Below are 19,943 nucleotides of genomic sequence, written 5' to 3'. Positions count from 1 at the left end.
AATGCCTTTTTACTTGCCGAAACCGGTTTGTGGAACTCCACAAATGACTTTCCGCACGTCAAAACAGGTTTGCGGAGTTCCGCAAACGGGAAAAACGACGTCAGGAGAGGTTTGGGAGTCTCCCAACCGACAGATTGCGCGTCAGAAGTCATTTGGGAGGCTCACAGGCCGGGAATTGCCGGCGAAAAAGCAGTTGGGAGTGCCGCCGCGGCCGGTCGGGGCACAACCAAGGGCGTGTGCTACCTTCGCGCCACAGCGTTTCACCCATTCCCCACCACATGCAAACCCTCGATCAGTACGCCTTCGCCGGCAAGAAAGCCCTGGTGCGCGTCGACTTCAACGTGCCCCTCGACAAGGAATTCCGCATTACCGACGACACGCGCATCCGCGCCGCCACGCCCACCATCCAGAAGATTCTCTCCGACGGCGGCTCGGTCATTCTGATGTCGCACCTGGGCCGGCCCAAGGGCGGCCCCGAGGACAAGTACTCGCTGCGCCACCTCGTGGCGCGCCTCAGCCAGGAGTACGGCACCGAGGTGCAGTTTGCCGCCGACGCCGTGGGCGACGAGGCTCGCCAGAAAGCCCAGCAGCTGCAGCCCGGCCAGGTACTGCTGCTCGAAAACCTGCGCTTTCACCCCGAAGAAGAGAAGGGCGACGCCGGTTTTGCCCAGCAGCTGGCCGCCCTCGGCGACGTGTACGTGAACGATGCCTTCGGCACGGCCCACCGCCGCCACGCCTCCACGGCCGTGGTGGCCGAGTCGTTTGCCCACGACCGCGTGGCCGGCTACGTGCTGCAGGGCGAAATCGACAACGCCCGCAAGGTGCTGGAAGAGGCCGAGCGGCCCTTCACCGCCATCATGGGCGGGGCCAAGATTTCCGACAAGATTCTCATCATCGAGCAGCTGCTCGACAAGGTCGACAACCTGCTCATCGGCGGCGGCATGGCCTACACCTTTGCCAAAGCCCAGGGCGGCCACATCGGCTCGTCATTGCTGGAGGCCGATAAGGTAGACCTGGCCCTGCGCCTGATTCAAATGGCCAAGGACAAGGGCGTGAACCTGGTGCTGCCCACCGACAGCGTGGTGGCCGACAAGTTTGCCAACGACGCCCAGACCCAGGTAGCCGGCAACGACCAGATTCCCGACGGCTGGATGGGCCTCGACATCGGCCCCGCCGCCCGCCAGCAGTTCGCCGACATCATCCGCCAAAGCAAAACCATTCTGTGGAACGGCCCCATGGGCGTGTTTGAGATGAGCAGCTTCGCGGCCGGCACCGAAGACGTGGCCCACGCCATTGCCGATGCCACCGCCCAGGGCGCATTCAGCCTCATCGGCGGCGGCGACTCGGCCGCGGCCGTCAACCAGCTCGGCTTCGCCGACCGCGTGTCGTACATCTCCACCGGCGGCGGCGCCCTGCTCGAGTACATGGAAGGCAAAACCCTGCCTGGCGTAGCCGCCCTGGGGTAAGCCTCGGGTCCGCTCGCCGGCCGAGTCCAAAATCAGTAAAACGAAACTGCCGCCGGCCCGCAAGGCCGGCGGCAGTTTCGTTTCAGGACCAGTGGCAGGGCCTTATTCCAAGCCGAAGGGCAGGGGCGAGAAGCAGAGAATAAACACCAGCACCATCAGCCAGCCCAGTACCTTGCGCCCCAGGGTGAGGGGCCGCTCGTCGGTGGCGGGCGGGTGGTAGATGCCCGTGACGCGGCCCAGCAGCAGCCCAAACACCAGCCAGCCGGGGTTGCCCGTCACGCCGGGCAAAGCCAGCGTCACGGCCAGCTGCGCCGACACGATGCCGGCCATCAGGTACAGGGTGCGCCGCCGCCCGGGCAGCACGCGGCCCAGCACCGCGTAGAGGTAGAGCAGGTAGGCCGGGCCACCGTACAGCCAGGTGTCGCGCGAGGAGTCGAGGCTGAACAAGCCCAGCCCGGCGTAGAAGATGAAGGCCAGAAACAGCAGCGCCGACAGCTGGTTGAAGCGCCGGAAGCCCAGCAGGCCGTAGAGGATGTGGCCGCCGTCGAGCTGCCCGATGGGCAGCAGGTTGAGGGCCGTGAAAAACAACGACAGCGAGCCGGCCAGCAGCAGCGGGTAGTGCATCAGCTCGCGGGGGTGGGGCAGGCGCGCGGGGTCGGCCAGCCAGTTTTCCAGCAGCTGGTACAGCAGCGGCCGGCTCAGCGTGGCCGCCAGCTGGCCGTCGGGGTACACGTAGCGGGCGTAGTCGGCCCCGTAGAGGCGGAACTCGGGGTGAATCTGGAAGACGTACTCGGCGGGCGGCAGCGTCAGAAAGCCGTAGGCGAGCAGGGGCACGGCCACCACAAAGCCCGCCAGCGGCCCGGCAATGCCCACGTCGAAGAACTCGCGCCGCGAAAAGATTTTCTCCCGGATGCGAATCACCGCCCCGAAGGTGCCGATGGTGTTGAACAGCCCGGTGAAAAACGGCAGGTAATAAGGCAGCGTCACCCGAATGCGGTGGTAGCGCGCCACAAAATAGTGGCCGAACTCGTGCACCGTGAGCACGCCCAGAAACGGCAGCGAAAACCACAGCCCCGCCAGGATTTCGGTCCGGGTAAGCGCCGGCCCCGCAAACGTCAGCTTGCCCGTCATCCACTCGGCCCCGGCCAGGGTGGTGGTGAGCAAAGTGAGCAGGAACAGGCCGGCGTGCAGCAGCAGCCGGGCCCAACGGGGCCACTCGGGCCGCTCGTAGCGCTGCCAGCGGGCCAGCGGCCGCAGGCGGGCGCGCAGCAGGCGGGGCGGCGAATAATCAGGAGGAAGCGGGGGAGTGGGCAAAGGCACGGAGGGCGTCGGGCAGGGCGGCGGTGAGGGTGAGCGGCGGGGCCAGAAACAGCGTGTGCAAACCCAGGCGCCGGGCAGTTTCAATGTGCTGAAAACTGTCCTCGATGAAAAGGGTTTCCTCGGCCCGCCAGTTCATTTCGCGCAGGGCGTGGCGGAAAATGTCTTCGCCGGGCTTGCGCAGGCCCACTTCCTGGGAGTAGAACACGCGGTCGAGCACGTCGGCAATGCCTTGCTCCAGGCCGTACTGCGTCTTCAGTCGGGCGTTGATGGTGCCGATATGCAGGGCGTTGGTGTTGGAGAGCAAAGCCGTCTGGTGGCCCTGGCGGCGCAGCTCCCGAATCAGCTCCAGGCGCTCCAGGGGCACGTCGAGCAGCATGGCGCTCCAGGCCTCGTCGAGCTGCTCGTCGCTGGCCTGGCGCAGGTCGTAGTGCCGACGCAGCCCATGGCGGAAGTCCGCGGCCGAGAGGCGCCCGGTTTCCAGGTCGTCGAACAATTGAGACTGCGCGGCCTGGGTAAACTCGATAGTGGAGCCGGCCGGGCTCAGCGCCCGCATGGCCTCCAGGGTGCGCTGGTAGTCGATGTTGATGATGACCCCGCCGAAATCAAACAGCAGGTTGGGCAGGCGGTGCGCGGCACTCATAGGCGGAAAGGCTTGGAATTGCAGCCGCGAAAATCGAAGTTTGCAGGGCCGAAACCAACCGCGCCGCCGGCGGGGCGGAATTTCAGGCCGGGCCTATAGCTCAATCGGTTAGAGCAACTGACTCATAATCAGTAGGTCGCTGGTTCGATTCCAGCTGGGCCCACCCGTTGCCGGTGGAAAGCTTTCTACCCGGAAGCTTTCCACCGGCAATTTCTTTAGTGGGCTGCCCTGCTGGTAGCCAACTGCCCCACGCCCCGGCGTTCGGGAGCGGCACAGGTTACGCGGCTCCGGCAGCCGCGCCGGGGAGCCGCACAAGCCGACCTCCTGCCCGGCGTATCCGGGAATGAGCGGCTGGGCCATCGTCTCTGAAGGAACATGGGAGGGGTTTCGGTGGCCTGAGCGGTTGTGCGGAGCGCCATTGCTGTAGCTGTCCGCAGCTCCGGCTTCCGGCTGGTTGGGCCGCGGCGGCAAATGGCTTACCTTGTCGGGATTAACGGCTGTTTCCCGCGTGCTTTCATCTGCTTCGTTGCTTTCCGTTGTGCAGGCCCTGCCCGACGCCACCCTGCTGCTGTCGGCGGAGCTGCGCATAGAAGCGGCCAGCGACACCTACCTGGCCGCCACGCTTACCCGCCGGGAGCAGCTGCTGGGCCGAACGATGTTTGAGGCCTTCCCCGACAACCCGGCGACGCCGGAAGCCAACAGCGGGCAGAACCTGCGCGCCTCGCTGCAGCGCGTGCTGGAAACCGGGCAAGTGCACCAGATGGCCCGGCAGCGCTACGACGTGCCCGACCCCGAGCGCCCGGGTCAGTTCGTGGTGCGCTACTGGCTGCCGCGCAACGCGCCGGTATTCGATGAGGACGGCCGGGTGAGCCACATTCTGCACGTGGCCACCGACGTCACCCCGATGGTGCTGGGCCAGCAGCAGCTACAAGTCAGTCAGCACGCCCAGCAACAGTCGCTGGCCGAGGCGGAAGCCCAGCGGGTCCGCCTGCACGCGCTCATCACGCAGGCGCCGGCCCTCATTGCCAGCTTGGTGGGGCCCCAGCACGTGGTGGAGCTGGTCAACGAGAGCTTTCACGAGATGTTCGGCCGGCGCGAGCTGGTAGGCAAGTCCTACCGCGCGGCCGTGCCGGAGCTGGAAGACCAGCCGTTTTTCGACCTGCTCGACAACGTGTACCGCACGGGCGAGACGTACTACGGCAACGAGCAGCTGGCTTACATCGACCGCACCAACTCGGGCCGGCGCGAGGCGCTCTACTTCAACTTCATTTACCAGGCCACCCGCGACGCGGTGGGCCGGGTGGCAGGCGTGCTGGTGTTTGCCTACGAGGTAACCGAGCAGGTGCTGGCCCGGCGCCGGGTGCAGGACCTGAACCACGAGCTAGCGGCTACCAACGAGGAAGGTCGACGCCGCAATGCCCGCCTGCTCGACGCCCAGCTGCAGCTGCAGCAGCTCAACCAGGTGCTGGAAGCCCGCGTGCTGGAACGCACCCGGAGCCAGGAGCAGGCCCAGCAGGAAGCCGACCGCCAGCGCCAGCGCCTGGAACGGCTGTTTATGCAGGCACCGGCGGCCATTTGCATGCTGAGCGGCCCCGAGCTGATATTCGAGCTGGCGAATCCGGCCTTCCAGCAGCTGTTTCCCGGCCGGCAGCTGCTCGGCAAGGCCCTGTTGACGGCCCTACCCGAACTCGCCCACCAGCCCGTGGGACACTGGGCCCAGCAGGTGTACCAAAGCGGCGAAACGCACCAGGAACTGGGCAGCCTCGTGACGCTAGCTCCGCACGAGGACGCGCCCGAGCGTGAGTACTACTTCAACTACATCCAGCAGGCGCGCTACGACGAACAGGGCCGCATCGACGGAGTGGTGGTGTTTGCCTTCGACGTGAGCCGGCAGATGCGTGCCCAACAGGCCAGCGCCACCAGTGCCCGGCAGCTGCGCCTGATAACCGATGCGCTGCCGGTCCTCATCGGCTACCTCGACCGCGAGGAACGCTACCGCTTTGCCAACCAGGCCTACCAGGCTTGGTTTAACCAGGAGCCGGCAGCCCTGCTGGGCCAGCGCGTGCGCGAGGTGGTGGGCGAGCAGGCCTACGCCGGCGTGCAGTCCTACATCCGGCGGGCCCTGGCCGGCGAGCGGCTGGGCTTCACGGCCCGCATGCCCTACCGCGAAGACTTCGTTCGGCACATCCACACCGATTACGTACCCGACGTGCGCGACGGGGAGGTGGTGGGCTTCTACACTCTGGTAACCGACGTGACCGAGCAGGTGCTGGCCCGCGAGCAGGAGCAGCTACTAAACCAGGAGCTGGCCGCCATCAACGAAGAGCTGGAAGCTTCCAACGAGGAGCTGCGTACCCACCACGCCGAACTGGTGCGCACCCAGCAGGCCCTGGTGGAAGCCGCCCAGCGCCGGGCCCAGGAGCGCGAGACGTTTTACCAGGTATTTGAGCAGACGCCGGCCCTGATTGCGTTGCTGAGCGGCCCCGAGCACCGCTACGAGTACGTAAACCAGGCCTACCAGGCGCTGTTTCCCGGCCGCCAGCTGGTGGGCTTGCTCCTGGCCGAGGCCCTGCCCGAAACCGTGGCGCACGGCTACGCCGACCTGATGGACAACGTGTACCAGACCGGCGAAACGTACTACGGCAACGAGCGGCTCCTGACCGTGACCCAGCCCGCGGGCCAGCCGCCGCGCGACCTGTATTTCACCTTCACCTACCAGGCCTACCGCGAAAACGGCCGGATTGCCGGCGTTTCCATCTTTGCCTTCGAGGTAACCGAGCAGGTACTGGCCCGGCAGGCCCGCGAGCAGGAGCGCCGCCAGCTGCTAGGGTTGTTTACGCAGGCGCCGGCCGGCATCTGCATTCTGGCCGGCCCCGAGCTGCTCATCGAGTTCGTCAACCCGGGCTACCAGCGGCTGCTGCCGGGGCGGGAGCTGCTGGGGCGGGGCATTTTCGAGGCCCTGCCCGAAATCGTGCAAACTCCCGTGGACGCGATGTTGCGCCGGGTGTACGCCACCGGCCAGACCCACCAGGAAGAAAGCCTGCTGATACCCCTGGCCCGGCCCGCCGACGGGGAGCTGGAAAACCGCTACTTCAACTTCGTGTACCAGGCCCGCCGCGACGAGCACGGCGCCATCGATGGCATTTTGGTGTTCGTGTTTGAAGTCACGGCCCAGCAGCAGGCCATTGCCGCCGTGCGCGAGAGCGAGGCGCGCTTCCGCATCATGGCCGATGCGGCCCCCAACCAGGTGTGGGCCGTGAACCCCGATACGACCATCCGCTACGCCAACCAGGCTTTTCTGGACTTTGTGGGCGTGAGCCTGGCCGAATACGTGGCCACGGGCTGGTCGGCCTACCTGCCCCCGGAAGAGCTGGCGCTGGCGCAGGGCACGCTGGAGGAGGCCATTCGCACCCGCTCGCTGTACCGGCTGGAGCACCGCATGCGCCGCCACGACGGCGAGTACCGCTGGCTGCTGGCGCAGGGTGCCCCGAGCTTCTACCCCAACGGCGAACTGTACGGCTACGTGGGCTCGGCCATCGACATCACCGAGCTCAAGCAGGCCAACGAGCAGCTCACCCGCACCAACCAGGACCTGGACAACTTCGTGTACGCCGCCTCGCACGACCTCAAGCAGCCGGTCAACAACCTGGCCGGCCTGTTTGCCGAGCTGCGCCGCAGCAGCGCCTTCGCCGACGCGGCCGAGGAGCAGCTGCTCGTGCCCATGGTGGAGGAAGCCCTGCTGCAGCTGCGCGTCACCATCGACGACCTGGCCGCCCTGGGGCAGGCCCAGCAGCTGAGCCGGGCCCCGGCCGAGCTGGTGCCGCTGGCCGAGCTCACCGAGGAAGTGATAAACACCCTGGAGCCGCAGGTGCGCGCCGCCCAGGCGCGCATCACCACCGACTTTGCGGCGCGGCCGGCCCTGTCGTTTGCCCGCGCCAACCTGCGCACCATCCTGCTCAACCTGCTGGGCAACTCGCTCAAGTACGCCGACCCCGCGCGGCCGGCCCGCATCCACGTCTCGGTGTGGGTGGAGCGGGGCCAGCCCGTGCTGGTGGTCGACGACAACGGCCTGGGCTTCGACGCCGCCCGGCACGGCGCGGAGGTGTTTCAGCTGTTCCGCCGCCTGCACAAGCACACCGCCGGCACCGGGGTGGGCCTCTACCTGGTCAAGCGCATCGTGGATGCCAACGGCGGCAGCATCGAGGTCGACAGCCAGCCCGGCGAAGGGGCTTCGTTCCGCATCCGGTTCGGGGCAGCCTGAGGGGCCGCGCCGGGAAATAGCTGCCGACCCAACGCCAACGTACTACGGACGACTCCCTGACCACGGCTTCGTTCACGCATCTACCGGTTTTCTTCTTTTACGCCATGCCCGCCACTCCGGTACCTGTTCCGCTCCGCGCCCTGCCGGCCGATGCCCTGCTGGCCGATTTGCTGGCCGTGTCGATGACCGGCATTATCTACTACACGCCCCTGTACGACCCGCTGGGCTCGGGCGAAATCGTGGACTTTCGCTTCGAGTACCTCAACCCCACGGCCCAGCGCATGATGCGCATGCCCGAAGTGCCCACGCTCACCCACAACGAGCAGTGGCCCCACAGCAAAGCCCACGGTACCTTCGATTTTCACGTTGACGCCTACCTGAGCGGGGAGCCGCGCGAGTACAACATCAACTACCAGGCCGACGGCTACGACAACTACTACCGCCTGGCCGCCCGCCGCTCCGGCGACGGGCTGTGGGTGAGCTTCACCGACACGGCCGACCAGCCCCGCTCGCCGGTGGAAATTGCCCTGCGCGAAAGTCAGGCCCGCGAGCAGGCCGCCCGGGCCGAGGCCGAAGCCCAGCGCCAGCGCCTGCACCAGGTGCTCATGAACCTGCCCGCGCAGGTAGCCACCTACCACGGCCCTGACCACGTGTACACGCTCGTAAACCAGCGGTACCAGGACTATTTTCCCCGGCACACCCTGCTGGGCCGCGCCGTGCGCGAGGCCGTGCCCGAGGTGGCGGGGCAGGGCTTTTTCGACCGCCTCGACCAGGTGTACGCCAGCGGCGAGCCGGCCTACGGCCTGGAAGTGCCCGTGCACCTCGACTTCGCCGGCAGCGGCCAGCCCCAGCTCATTTACATCAATGCCTTTTACCTGCCCCTGCGCAATGCCGAGGGCCAGGTCGACGGCGTACTCGACTTTTCCTACAACGTGACCGAGCAGGTGCTGGCCCGCCAGCAGCTGCAGCAGCTCAACCAGGAGCTGGAAACCCGCGTGCAGGCCCGTACCCAGGAGGCCGAACGCGCCCGGGCCGAGGTCGAGGAGCAGCGCAACCGCCTCGAGCGCCTCTTCAGCCAGGCGCCGGCTCTGATCAACATCTTCACCGGCCCCGAGCACGTGCTCACCCTGGTGCACCCCGGCACCCAGCAGCTGTTGCCCCACCGCCCGCTGCAGGGGCTGCCGCGGCGGCAGGCCCTGCCCGAGCTGCCCGAAGAGCAGCACGCGCCCCTCGACCGGGTGTACCGCACCGGCGAGGCGCTGCACGAATACGAGCGCCTCACCCTGCTCGATCGGTTCGGCACCGGCGAGCTGCTCGAGCTGTACTTCGACATAGCGTACCAGCCGCTGTTCGACGCCACGGGGCGGATTGAAGGGGTGATGAGCTTTGCCGTGGATGTGACCGAGCGGGTACAGGCCCGCCGGCAAAACGAAGCCCTGCAGGCCCAGGTGCTGGCCGCGGCCCAGCGGCAGGCGCAGGAGCGTGAGGCCCTGTTCCACATCCTGGCCGACACCCCGGCCGCCGTGGCGTTGCTGCGCGGCCCCGAGCACCGCTTCGAGTACGTCAACGCCGCCTACCAGCAGCTGTTTCCGGAGCGGCGGCTCACCGGCCGGCCCGTGGCCGAAGTGCTGCCCGAAGTGGAGGCGGCCGGCTTCCTGCGCGCCCTCGACAACGTGTTCCAGACCGGGGAAACCTTCTTCGGCACCGAGCTGCCCATGCGCCTGGAGTCGGCCGGGGGCGGCGCGGCGCAGGAGGTGTACTATACCTTCACCTACCAGGCCTACCGCGAAAACGGCCAGATTGCCGGCATCTCCATCTTCGCCTTCGACGTGACCGAGCAGGTACGGGCGCGCCGGCAGCGCGAGGCCGAGCGCCAGCAGCTGTACAAGCTGTTTATGGAGGCCCCCGCGCCCATCGTCATCCTCGACGGGGCCGCGCTGGTGTTTCAGCTCGTCAACCCGGCCTACCAGCGCATCTTTCCCGGCCGCGCGCTGCTGGGCAAGCCCGTGCTGGAGGCATTGCCCGAAATTGAGGGCAGCCCCATTCACGAGCAGCTGCGGCGCGTGTACGACACCGGCAACACCCTGGTGGCCCGGGAAATGTCCCTGCAGCTGGCCCGCCGCGACGCCGGCCCCCTGGAAGAGCTGTTTTTCACCTTTACCTACCAGGCCCGCCGCAACGCCCAGGGCGCCGTCGACGGGGTGCTGGTGTTTGCCCACGAAGTAACCGACCAGGTGCAGGCCCGGCGCGTGGTGGAAGAAGGCGGCCAGCAGGCCCACGCCCTGGCCCAGGAGCTGAGCGCCGCCAACGAGCAGCTGGTGCGCACCAACGTGGACCTGGACAACTTCATCTATACCGCCTCCCACGACCTGAAAGCGCCCATCTCCAACATCGAGGGGCTGCTGTACCTGCTGCAGGATGAGCTGCCCGGCGGCGAGCAAAGCCCGTACGTGGCGCCGACGCTGACGCGGATGCTGGACTCCGTGGAGCGCTTCAAGCGCACGATTGACCACCTCACCGAGGTATCCAAGCTGCAGAAGGAGCACGACGCGCCGGCCACCGCCATCGACCTGGCCTCCGTAGTGGAGAACGTGCGCCAGGACTTGCTGCCCCTGATCCGGGCCACCGGCGCCCGCCTGGAAATCGACGTGGCCGCCCGCCCGCCGGTACAGTTTTCGGAAAAGAACCTGCGCTCGGTGGTGTACAACCTGCTCAGCAACGCCCTCAAGTATCACTCGCCCGACCGGGCGCCCCGCGTGGCGCTGCGCGCCCACGTCGAGCCGGGCTACACCGTGCTGGAGGTGCGCGACAACGGCCTGGGCATCGAAGCGGCGTACCAGCCGCGGCTGTTCAGCATGTTTCAGCGCTTTCACACCCACGTCGAGGGCTCGGGCATTGGCCTGTACATGGTCAAGCGCATGGTCGACAACGTGGGCGGCCGCATTGAGGTGCACAGCCAGCCCGGCGCCGGCACCACCTTTTTCGTACACCTGCCCCAGGTGGCGGGCCCCGCGGCCTGACGCCTTCCTTTCCCGGTTTTTCCCTGCTGCATGGCTGCCATTTCCTGCACCCTGCTCGTCGACGACGACGAGACGACCAACTACCTCAACCAGACGCTGCTGCGGCGCATGGCCGTGACCGACGCGGTGCTGGTGGCCACCAACGGCCAGGAAGCCCTGGATTTGCTGCACACCCACTGCGTGCCGGTGGCCACGCCCAGCTGCCCGGCCCTGATCCTGCTCGACATGAAGATGCCGCGCATGAACGGGGCCGAGTTTCTGCAGGCCTACGCCCAACGCCCGCCGGGCGAAAACCCGGCGGTGGTCATCATCATGCTCACCACTTCGCTGAACCCGCTGGACGTGGCCCGTATGCAGGATTTGCCCATTGCCGGCTACCTGACCAAGCCCCTGACCCGCGAAAAGGTGAACCGCATCCTGCACGAGCACTTCGCCCGCTAGCCCGCGCCGCGCGCCGGGCGGCCTTAGGGGGCCGGTGCCCGGGAACGAAATGGGCGGGCGGGGACTTTCCCGGTATTGTGCCCAACTTTCCGGCCATGAACCGCAAAACCCTGCTGCAATGGCTGCCCCTGGCGGCCCTGGCTCTGATCATGTTTACCGACCTGCGCCCCCTGGTGCTGGGCGGCCTGCAGCGCGGCCTGCTGGCCACCGGCCTGTGGAAAGCGCAGGTACCGGCGCTGCCGGCCGCGGCTGCCGAGCCGGCGCCCATCGTAGCGGCCGGCGAGCGGGCCTACCCGCATCAGCTGCCGCTGCGCAGCCTCGACGGCCGGGCCACCAGCCTGAGCGCCTTGCAAGGCAAAGTGGTGTTCGTGAATCTGTGGGCCAGCTGGTGCCCGCCCTGCGTGGCCGAAATGCCCGGCATTCAGGCCCTCTACCAAAAGATGGACCCGAAGAAAGTGGCCTTCGTGATGATTTCGCTCGACCAGAACCCGGCCAAGGCCCAGGCGTTGCTCACGCGCCAGGGCTACACCTTTCCGGTGTACTTTTCCACTGGCCCGCTGCCGGCGCCCTTCGACTCGAACACCATTCCCTCCACCGTCATCCTCGGCCCCGACGGCCAGGTAGCCGCCCGCCACGACGGCATGGCCGACTACGACACACCCGAGTTCAAAGCCGCCATCGAAAAGCTGGCGGCCCGCTAGCCCGCCGCCACCCTCTTCTCGGCTGCCATGCCTAAACCGGCCCCGGCCCGCGGTTTCAGCCGCGCAGCCGGGGTCGGTTTTTTCGGCGGGCCGCCCGCCGCAAAAAAAAGTTGGCCGCTCGCTGTAACCTTGGCCCGAAGGCGAAGTTTCCACGCCCGAATTCGCTTCCATCTCCTCATCGACCCGGCTTGAACTCGCTCACCGACAACTCGCTCATGCTGCAGGTAAAGGCCGGTCAGGTCGAGAAGATGGGCCTGCTGTTCGAACGCTACCACCGGCCGCTGCTGGCGTTTTTCTACCACGCCACCGGCAACGCCACGGCCGGCGAAGACCTGGTGCAGACCGTGTTCTACCGCATGCTGAAGTACCGCCACACCTTCACGGGCGAGGGCGAGTTCCGCACCTGGATGTACCACCTCGCGCGCAACGTGCTAGCCGATGCCGCGAAGAAAAACAAGCCGGCGGCCCACCACCAGGACATTGCCGACTGGGCCGAGAAGATTCCGGGTGGGGCCGCCTCCGACGCCGGGCTGCAGCAGGCGCAGGAGCTGGACCTGCTGCACCGGGCCCTGGGCCGGCTCAGCGCCGACAGCCGCGAGGTGCTGGTGCTGAGTCGCTTTCAGGAGCTGAAGTACGAGCAGATTGCCCAGCTGCTCGACACCACGGTAGGGGCCGTGAAGGTGCGCGCGCACCGGGCCCTGAGCCAATTGAAGGACATCTACTGGAAAATGGAAAATGGAAGCAAAGTTCATTGACTGTGAGAGCGTGCGGCAGGGGCTGATGGACTGGCTGGCCAACGAACTGCCCCCCGACGAGGTGCAGGCCCTGGAAGCCCACCTGGCCCGCTGCCCCGACTGCCGCCGCGAGCAGGCCGCTACCTGGCAGCTCTGGCAAACCCTGGGGCAGCTGCCCGCGCCCGCCCCGAGCGAGGAAATGCGGCCCCGCTTCTACGCCATGCTGGCCGAATTTCAGGCCGCCGAGCAACGGCGCCGGCAGTGGTCGGTGGCGGGCGTGGTGGAGCGGCTGCGGGCGTGGTGGCAGCCGGCCTACGCCCTGCGCCTGGCCTACGGCCTGCTACTGCTGGTGGTGGGGCTGGCCGCCGGCTACGGCCTGCGCAGCCGGGTAGAACCGCCCGCCGTGGCCGCAGTGGAGCAGTCAGTGCCGGAGCCGGTGGCCGCCGACAACGTGCGCCACGCCCGGCTGCTGACTTTGCTGGCCGACCCCTCGGCGGTACAGCGGCTGCGCGCCGTGAGCTACGCCGAGGAAGTAGCTCCCAGCAACGAACGCGTGGTGGCGGCCCTGCTCAGCACCCTCAACCAGGACCCCAATGTGAACGTGCGCCTGGCCACGCTGGAAGTACTGGCCGGCCTGGGCGACGACCCCACCGTGCGCCAGGGCCTGGTGCGCGCCCTGGCCCAGCAGGATTCGCCCCTGGTGCAGTCGGCGCTGGCCGACGTGATGGTGCAGCTGCAGGTGCGCGGCTCGGTGCGCCCCCTGCGCAAGCTGCTGCGCCAGGACAACCTCAACGAGCAGGTGAAAAGCAAAATCGAGCAAAGCATCGAAACTCTATCCAACGACGGGGCCAACAGTCCCGCCACTCCTCCCGCAACTTCTCATGAAACTCCCAACGATAATCACCCTGCTGGGTACGCTGCTGTGGCTGCCTAGCGCCGCCACGCAGGCCCAAAGCCGCGAAGCCAGTGAGAAAATCACCCGCGAGCTGACCCTTACGGCCGACGCCGGCCGTAGCACCCTGGCCGTGTACAACCTCTTCGGCTCGGTGTCGGTGCAGGGCTACAGCGGCAGCAAGGTGCTGGTGGAAATCACCAAAACCATCCGCGCCCGCAACGCCGCCGACCTGGCCCAGGGCCAGAAAGAAGCCCAGCCCGGCTTCGAGCAGCGCGGCGACAGCGTGGTGCTGTACCTGCAGGGCCCGCACGATACCCGTCCGCGCCGTCAGCGCAACTCCGGCAACCACCAGCTGGACTACGAGTTTTCCTTCGACTACGTGGTGAAAGTGCCCGCCGGCATGCAGGTGGACGCCTCGACGGTGAACGGCGGCAGCGTGCGGGTACAGGACGTGACCGGGCTGGTGAAGGCCCGCAACGTGAACGGGCCGGTGGCCATCGTCAACGCCCGGGAGGCCACCGTGGCCCGCACCGTCAACGGCGACGTGAGCGTGAGCTACGCGGCCGTGCCCCGGCAGGCCTCAACCTACCACACCATCAACGGCGACATCACGGTGAGCTACCCCGCGGGCGTGGCGGCCGACGTGTACTTCAAGAGCCTGCACGGCGAGCTGTTCACCGACTTTCCCCAGGCCGAAGTGCTGCCCGCCCGGGTTTCGCAAAACGAAGAGCGCGGCAGTGCCGGCACCAAGTACAAACTCAGCAAGGAGACGGCCGTGCGGCTGGGCAAGGGCGGTACCGATTTCCGCTTCGAAACCCTGAACGGCAACGTCACCATCAAGCAGCTTTCCCGATGAAAAACCTGATTTATAGAGCCCTGTTGACCGCGCTGCTGGCAGCCGGGGTGCTGCCGCTGGCGGCGCAGACTGCTGGCAAAGAACAAATGGTGGTGACGCTCAGCAACCCCGGCAAGCCCGGCGTGCTGCACCTCAAGCTGGTGGGCGGCGCCATTCGGGTGGTGGGCCACAGCGGCAAGGACGTGGTGGTGGACATGAGTACCCGGGGGCGCAGCGGCCGCGACGAAAGCCGGTCGCCCGAGCCGCCCGGCGGCATGCGCCGCATCTCGCAGGCCGGTGGCCTCGATGTGACGGCCCAGGAAAAAGACAACCACGTGTACCTGAAAACCCAGTCCTGGCAGCGACCGGTGGACTTCACCATCAAGGTGCCGCGGCAGTTTTCGCTGCAACTCTCCACGGTGCAGGACGGCGACATCAGCGTGGAGAACGTGGCCGGCGAGTTGGAAGTCTCCAACGTCAACGGCTCCATCCGCCTGAGCGACGTGGCCGGCTCGGCCGTGCTGAGCACCGTCAACGGCGACGTGCAGGCCACCTTCCGCGACGTGACGCCCGGGGCGCCCATGGCCTTTTCGACGGTGAACGGCAAGGTGGACGTGACCCTGCCGGCCCGGGCCAAGGCGGCGCTCAAGCTCAAGTCGGACCACGGCGAAATCTACAGCGACTTTGAGCTGGCCCCCGACAACAGCCCGGCCAAGGTGAGCCGCACCGCCAAGGAGGGCACCTACCGCATCAGCCAGGACAACTGGACCTACGGCCGCATCAACGGCGGCGGGGCCGAGCTGATGATGAAGACCCTGAACGGCAACATCTACATCCGCAAAGCCAAATAGCGCCCCGTCCTACTGGCACCCAACGATTGGTCCGGGCCCGGCTGCGGCCGGCATCTGGTCTCTCTGGTGAGTGAATGCAGCCGGATTCGGCCGCAGCGCTGCCCGGGTCCGGGCCAACCACGGGCGGTTCCCCAGCCTCCGCTTTCCTGCCCGCTGGTTTTCAGCGCCGCCTCGGCGGCTGCCGGCTACAGTCTTGCCTTTTTTCGGCCGCCTCCGCGCGCCCTTGCTGCCCCGCCCCAACCTTTCTGAGCTATGATTCGCACGTTTACTTTTCTGTTGACCGGCCTGCTGCTGTGCTGGGCCGCAACGTTCGGGGTCCGCGCCCAGGGGGCGGCCCCGGCGGCCCTGGCGCCGAAAAAGCAGCTGGCCGCCCAGCGCGTGGCCGGGGGCATCAAGCTCGACGGGGCGCTGGACGAGCCGGAGTGGCAGCAGGCGGCCGTGGCCACCGACTTCATTCAGAACCGGCCCAACCCCGGCCCGCCCGAGCGCCACAAAACCGAGGTGCGCATCCTCTACGACGACGCCAACCTGTACGTGGGCGCCATCATGCACGACGTGAGCCCCGACTCCATTCTGCGCGAGCTGACGGCCCGCGACAACTTCGGCAACAGCGACTTTTTCGGCATCTTCCTCGACACCTACCGCGACCAGCTCAACGGCTACGGCTTTATTGTGTCGGCCAGCGGGGTGCAGATGGATGCGCGCTACTCGCCCGCCAGCGGCGAGGACTTCAACTGGAACGCCGTGTGGGACGCCCGCACCGCCCTGCGCGGCACCGACTGGGTGGCCGAAATGCGCATTCCCTACTCGGCGCTGCGCTTTGGCACGGCCGAGGTGCAGCAGTGGGGCCTGCAGTTCATGCGCCAGCGCCGGCGCGAGAACCAGGCGTTCTTCTGGAACGAGGTGAAGCCCGAAGTCAACGGTTTCGTGAACCAGTGGGGCCTGCTCACCGGGCTGCAGGGCCTGAAGCCGCCGCTGCGCCTGTCGCTGACGCCCTACGTGTCGGGCTACGTGAACCACGACCCGCTGAGCAAGGCGGGGGAGCGGCGCACCACCACCAGCTTCAACGGCGGGGCCGACGTGAAGTGGGGCATCAACGAGAGCTTCACCCTCGACGCGACGCTGGTGCCCGACTTCGGCCAGGTGCAGAGCGACAACCAGGTGCTGAACCTGACGCCCTTCGAGGTGCAGTTCGCCGAAAACCGCCAGTTCTTCACCGAGGGCACCGAGCTCTTCAGCAAAGGCAACCTGTTTTACTCCCGCCGCGTGGGCGCCCGGCCCATCGGCCACGGGCGCGTGGCGCTGGCGGCCGGCGAAAAGCTCGTGCGCAACCCGGCCGAAACGCGGCTGCTGAACGCCACCAAAGTTTCGGGTCGCACCAACAAGGGCCTGGGCGTGGGCGTGTTCAACGCTCTGAGCAACAACGTGTACGCCACCGTGCGCCACCAGGAAACCGGCGCCGAGCGCGAGGTGCTGACCCAGCCGTTCTCGAACTACAACATCGTGGTGCTGGACCAGTCACTAAAAAACAACTCCTACGTCTCGCTCATCAACACCAACGTCACCCGCTGGGGCCGCACCTACGACGCCAACGTGACCGGCGGGCTGTTCCGCTTCAACAACAAGAAAAACGAGTACGCCCTGGACGGCAGCCTGGTGTACTCGCGCCGCCGCGGCACCGTGTTCGGCTCGGAAGCCGCCGTGGACGACCCCGACGGCTTCAAGTACACGGTGGGCGTGGGCAAAATCAGCGGCAAGATTACCTGGGGCCTGAACCACCGCATCGAATCGGACCGCTACAACCCCAACGATTTGGGCATTCTGTTCGGCAACAACAACATCACCCAGTCGCTGGACGCGGGCTACCACCTCTACAAGCCGTTCTGGAAGGTCAACAACCTGCACGTGTTCGGGCAGGTCAGCCACTCGCTGCTGTACCGGCCCACCCGCTACCAGAGCCTGAACTACTACCTCGGGGCCAACACCACCTTCACCAAAAGCTTCCTGCAGCTGGGCTTCGACCTGAACGTGGACCCGGCCAACCACGACTTCTACGAGCCGCGGCAGTTTCCGCTGGGCCAGTACTTCGTGCGGGTGCCGGGCAGCAGCAGCCTGATCTTCTTCATCAACATGGACCCGCGCAAGAAATTTCAGCTGAACTGGAACATGGGCAGCCGCCAGTACGCCCAGGACGAGCGGCTGGACCGCCCGCGCCGCAGCCGCTACAGCTTCGGGGCCTACCCGCGTTACCGCGTCAACGACCACCTCACGTTTCGCTACAACATCGACTGGAGCTTCGACGACAACCAGGTAGGCTACGTGAACGGGGGCATGAAGGCCGACCAGCCGCTCGACCAGCCGTTTCTGGACCAGGTGGTGCTGGGCCGCCGCGACGTAAGCACCGTGTCGAACGTGGTGTCGGCGGCCTACACGTTCACCAACCGCATGTCGCTGACGCTGCGCGCCCGCCACTACACCAGCAGCGTGCAGTACCGCGACTTTGTGCGCCTCTCACCCGGCGGCCACGAAGAAGCCGTGGACTACCGCCGCAACCGCGACAACACCTACAACGCCTTCAACGTGGACGCGGTGTACAGCTGGTGGTTTGCGCCCGGCTCGCAGGTGAGCGTGGTGTGGAAAAACGCCGGCGACTTCTCGCGCGATGCCAACCAGGCCACCCCGCTGTACTTCGACAACCTGGCCAACACCATCAACACCCCCCACAACAACTCCCTTTCCGTCAAAATCCTCTACTACCTCGACTACCTGACGCTGAAGCGCACCCGCTAAGCCGACCGAACTCCACCAACCCTCTGGGGTATACTGCCGCGGCCCGCGCCGCCCGTTTTCGGGATGGCGCGGGCCGCGGTGTGGCAGCAGCAAAGAGGCGGGCGCAACGGAAGCTGGGTGACACCCGACCCATGACCAAGCTGCGGAGGGGCGGCTTCAGCCCTGGAACTGCCCGCGGGCCTGGCCCAGCGTAGCGGCCGGCGCCGCCACCTGGGGTTCCGACAGCACCAGCACCGGCACCGGGCAGCGCGCCACCAGCTCGGCCGTCACGCTGCGGTGAAACACCTCGCCCCAGTAGCTGCGGGCCCGGGCCACCACCACCAGCAGGTCGGCCTGGGTTTCGGCCACGGCCGCCAGCAGTCCGTCGACCGGGTGCTCGTGCACGAAGCCGCGCAGGCTGACCTCGGCCACCCCCGCCGCCAGGCCGCTCGACTGAACCGAGTGCCAGGCCCGAGTGCAGCCCGCATCGTCTTCCACGGCCGATACGTGGGCCACGGTCAGCTCGGGCCCCAGGCTTTGCAGCAGCTGCTGGGCCAGCGTCGCCGAGCGGCCCAGGTCCAGGTCCTCGCCATCGGCGGCCAGCAGCACCCGGCGCGGCGGCAGGGTGCCCGGCTGGTCCGCCGGCACCACCAGCAGCGGCAGGCGGGCAGCGCGCAGCAGCTCCCCGGTGGCCGCGCTGAGCTGAGCCGGGGAAGTGTGCTCGGGGGCCGGCCGACCCAGCACGAACAGGGCGGGCTGGTGCCGGGCGGCTACGTCGCGGGCTACGCCGGGCAGCAGGTCGGTGGCTACCTCCACCACGGCGGGTGCACGCTGCTCGCGGGCGAGGCGGGTGAGCAGCAGGGCCGTGTCGGTGCTCTGCCGCAGTTCCTGCTGCTGCCAGCCTTCACCGGCAAACAGGTAGGGGTCGAACAGGGAGGCGCGGTTGACGTGCAGCAGCACCAGCCGGCCCCCGAGGCAGTCGGCCAGCGCGTCGGCGTACTGCAGCGCCTGTTGGCCGGCGGGGTAGAAGCTGGTAAGTACGATCAGGGAGAGAGGCATGGCGTCGGGGCTGTTGGCGGGGGCGGGGCAGAACTCAGTCGAGGGCGGGCAGCACCAGCACGGGCACGGGGCTGGTGCGCAGCAGACGGTTGGTCACGCTGCGGTGGAACATGGCGTCGAGGAAGCTGTGGCGGCGGGCAACGAGCACCAGCAGGTCGGCCCGGGTGGCGTCGATGGTTTGCAACAGCCCTTCCCAGGGGTAGGCGTGGCGCACGGCCTGCAGGGTGGTGTGGCGGGCGACTTCGGTCAGGCCGTTGGCTTTGGCGTGGCGCAGGGCGGCGGCGCAGTTCAGGTCGTCGTCGATCAGCGACACCGTGGCCACGGTGAGGCTGGGGCGCAGCTCGCCGAGCAGGCGCAGCGCCGCGGCCGGCTGGTCCAGGTTAAACGCGTCGCCGTCGGCGGCCAGCAGTACCCGGTCGATGGGCGCCGCGGCGGGGTAGGTTTCGGGCACCAGCAGCAGCGGAAACTGCCCGCTGCGCAGCACTTCCAGCACCGCCGGGCCCACCTCGTGCTCGTCGTCCTCGTCGGCGGCGCGGCCCAGCACAAACAGGGCGGGCGCGTACTGCCGGGCCAGGGCCCGGGCCGTGGGCAGCTGCAGGTCGCCGACCAGCTCGACGCTGGTGGGCACGTACACCTCATCGGCCAGGGTTTGCACGGCCATCAGCAGGTCGCCCTCGCGCTCGGGCGAGTCGGGCAGCAGCTCGCCCTCGAGCACGGTGGCCTCGCGCACGTGCAGTAGCACCAGCTGGGCCCCCAGCGGGGCGGCCAGCTCGGCGGCGTAGCGCACGGCCCGACGGGCGGCCGGAAAGAAGTTGCTGAGCACGATAAAGCTGAGCGGCGCCCGGGCGTCGGCGGGCACGGCTGAGGGTTCGGGCAGGGGCAGGTCGAGGGACATGGCAGCCAGGGGTAAAGGATGAGTAAACCAGCCGAGACGGGGCGGCCCGGCTACGG

General features: G+C 67.5%; 14 protein-coding genes and 1 tRNA gene. 11 read left to right on the top strand and 4 right to left on the bottom strand.

Annotation, left to right across the window (positions count from 1 at the left end):
* Positions 1-278: 278 nt before the first annotated feature.
* Positions 279-1,466 (top strand): phosphoglycerate kinase, encoded by a 1,188-nt coding sequence (locus ACE191_RS07725; RefSeq protein ID WP_400191616.1) that lies wholly within the window; start codon positions 279-281, stop codon positions 1,464-1,466.
* Between the two features lie 102 nt (positions 1,467-1,568).
* On the opposite strand, the gene ACE191_RS07720 is transcribed toward ACE191_RS07725, so the two are convergent.
* The gene (locus ACE191_RS07720) at positions 1,569-2,780 is read right to left on the bottom strand and encodes a site-2 protease family protein (protein ID WP_400191615.1); all 1,212 of its coding nucleotides are present in this window, start codon (positions 2,778-2,780) and stop codon (positions 1,569-1,571) included.
* Positions 2,755-3,426, bottom strand: a complete 672-nt coding sequence (locus tag ACE191_RS07715) for an HAD family hydrolase (protein ID WP_400191614.1) — start codon at positions 3,424-3,426, stop codon at positions 2,755-2,757. The genes ACE191_RS07720 and ACE191_RS07715 overlap by 26 nt, the downstream gene beginning before the upstream one ends.
* An 89-nt stretch (positions 3,427-3,515) precedes the next feature.
* Between ACE191_RS07715 and ACE191_RS07710 the strand changes: the two genes are divergently transcribed.
* From ACE191_RS07710 to ACE191_RS07665, 10 genes are all read left to right on the top strand, one after another.
* Positions 3,516-3,589, top strand: a tRNA-Ile gene (locus ACE191_RS07710).
* Between the two features lie 345 nt (positions 3,590-3,934).
* Positions 3,935-7,687 (top strand): PAS domain-containing protein, encoded by a 3,753-nt coding sequence (locus tag ACE191_RS07705; protein WP_400191613.1) that lies wholly within the window; start codon positions 3,935-3,937, stop codon positions 7,685-7,687.
* Between the two features lie 104 nt (positions 7,688-7,791).
* A complete protein-coding gene (locus tag ACE191_RS07700) occupies positions 7,792-10,707 on the top strand; it encodes a PAS domain-containing protein (protein ID WP_400191612.1) in 2,916 nt (971 codons plus the stop codon).
* Between the two features lie 30 nt (positions 10,708-10,737).
* Positions 10,738-11,148, top strand: coding sequence for a response regulator (locus tag ACE191_RS07695; RefSeq protein WP_400191611.1), 411 nt, complete (start codon positions 10,738-10,740; stop codon positions 11,146-11,148).
* Between the two features lie 95 nt (positions 11,149-11,243).
* Complete coding sequence (locus ACE191_RS07690; RefSeq protein WP_400191610.1) at positions 11,244-11,849, top strand: TlpA family protein disulfide reductase; 606 nt, start codon at positions 11,244-11,246, stop codon at positions 11,847-11,849.
* A gap of 188 nt (positions 11,850-12,037) precedes the next feature.
* Positions 12,038-12,604 carry an RNA polymerase sigma factor gene (locus tag ACE191_RS07685; protein ID WP_400191609.1) on the top strand — a complete coding sequence of 189 codons (567 nt, stop codon included), beginning with the start codon at positions 12,038-12,040 and terminating at the stop codon, positions 12,602-12,604.
* Complete coding sequence (locus ACE191_RS07680; RefSeq protein WP_400191608.1) at positions 12,585-13,517, top strand: HEAT repeat domain-containing protein; 933 nt, start codon at positions 12,585-12,587, stop codon at positions 13,515-13,517. The genes ACE191_RS07685 and ACE191_RS07680 overlap by 20 nt, the downstream gene beginning before the upstream one ends.
* A complete protein-coding gene (locus tag ACE191_RS07675; RefSeq protein ID WP_400191607.1) occupies positions 13,465-14,334 on the top strand; it encodes a hypothetical protein in 870 nt (289 codons plus the stop codon). The genes ACE191_RS07680 and ACE191_RS07675 overlap by 53 nt, the downstream gene beginning before the upstream one ends.
* Positions 14,331-15,164 (top strand): DUF4097 family beta strand repeat-containing protein, encoded by an 834-nt coding sequence (locus ACE191_RS07670; RefSeq protein ID WP_400191606.1) that lies wholly within the window; start codon positions 14,331-14,333, stop codon positions 15,162-15,164. Before ACE191_RS07675 ends, ACE191_RS07670 begins: the two co-directional genes overlap by 4 nt.
* A 252-nt stretch (positions 15,165-15,416) precedes the next feature.
* Positions 15,417-17,954 carry a DUF5916 domain-containing protein gene (locus ACE191_RS07665; RefSeq protein ID WP_400191605.1) on the top strand — a complete coding sequence of 846 codons (2,538 nt, stop codon included), beginning with the start codon at positions 15,417-15,419 and terminating at the stop codon, positions 17,952-17,954.
* A 156-nt stretch (positions 17,955-18,110) separates the two neighbouring features.
* Here the strand turns inward: ACE191_RS07665 and ACE191_RS07660 are convergent, their stop codons facing one another.
* Both ACE191_RS07660 and ACE191_RS07655 read right to left on the bottom strand, forming a co-directional pair.
* Positions 18,111-18,992 carry a universal stress protein gene (locus ACE191_RS07660; protein ID WP_400191604.1) on the bottom strand — a complete coding sequence of 294 codons (882 nt, stop codon included), beginning with the start codon at positions 18,990-18,992 and terminating at the stop codon, positions 18,111-18,113.
* Positions 18,993-19,026: 34 nt separating this feature from the next.
* A complete protein-coding gene (locus tag ACE191_RS07655) occupies positions 19,027-19,887 on the bottom strand; it encodes a universal stress protein (RefSeq protein ID WP_400191603.1) in 861 nt (286 codons plus the stop codon).
* Between the last annotated feature and the right edge of the window lie 56 nt (positions 19,888-19,943).

This window comes from Hymenobacter sp. B81, assembly GCF_044628455.1.
Lineage (GTDB): Bacteria > Bacteroidota > Bacteroidia > Cytophagales > Hymenobacteraceae > Solirubrum.
This window is presented reverse-complemented; position numbering and strand designations above follow the sequence as displayed.

Bases quoted from the DNA above. Each gene is read 5' to 3' on its own strand.
- ACE191_RS07695 (WP_400191611.1), top strand. From the start codon at position 10,738: ATGGCTGCCATTTCCTGCACCCTGCTCGTCGACGACGACGAGACGACC.
- ACE191_RS07665 (WP_400191605.1), top strand. From the start codon at position 15,417: ATGATTCGCACGTTTACTTTTCTGTTGACCGGCCTGCTGCTGTGCTGG.
- ACE191_RS07690 (WP_400191610.1), top strand. From the start codon at position 11,244: ATGAACCGCAAAACCCTGCTGCAATGGCTGCCCCTGGCGGCCCTGGCT.
- ACE191_RS07700 (WP_400191612.1), top strand. From the start codon at position 7,792: ATGCCCGCCACTCCGGTACCTGTTCCGCTCCGCGCCCTGCCGGCCGAT.
- ACE191_RS07675 (WP_400191607.1), top strand. From the start codon at position 13,465: ATGAAACTCCCAACGATAATCACCCTGCTGGGTACGCTGCTGTGGCTG.
- ACE191_RS07680 (WP_400191608.1), top strand. From the start codon at position 12,585: ATGGAAGCAAAGTTCATTGACTGTGAGAGCGTGCGGCAGGGGCTGATG.
- ACE191_RS07655 (WP_400191603.1), bottom strand. From the start codon at position 19,887: ATGTCCCTCGACCTGCCCCTGCCCGAACCCTCAGCCGTGCCCGCCGAC.
- ACE191_RS07670 (WP_400191606.1), top strand. From the start codon at position 14,331: ATGAAAAACCTGATTTATAGAGCCCTGTTGACCGCGCTGCTGGCAGCC.
- ACE191_RS07715 (WP_400191614.1), bottom strand. From the start codon at position 3,426: ATGAGTGCCGCGCACCGCCTGCCCAACCTGCTGTTTGATTTCGGCGGG.
- ACE191_RS07660 (WP_400191604.1), bottom strand. From the start codon at position 18,992: ATGCCTCTCTCCCTGATCGTACTTACCAGCTTCTACCCCGCCGGCCAA.
- ACE191_RS07725 (WP_400191616.1), top strand. From the start codon at position 279: ATGCAAACCCTCGATCAGTACGCCTTCGCCGGCAAGAAAGCCCTGGTG.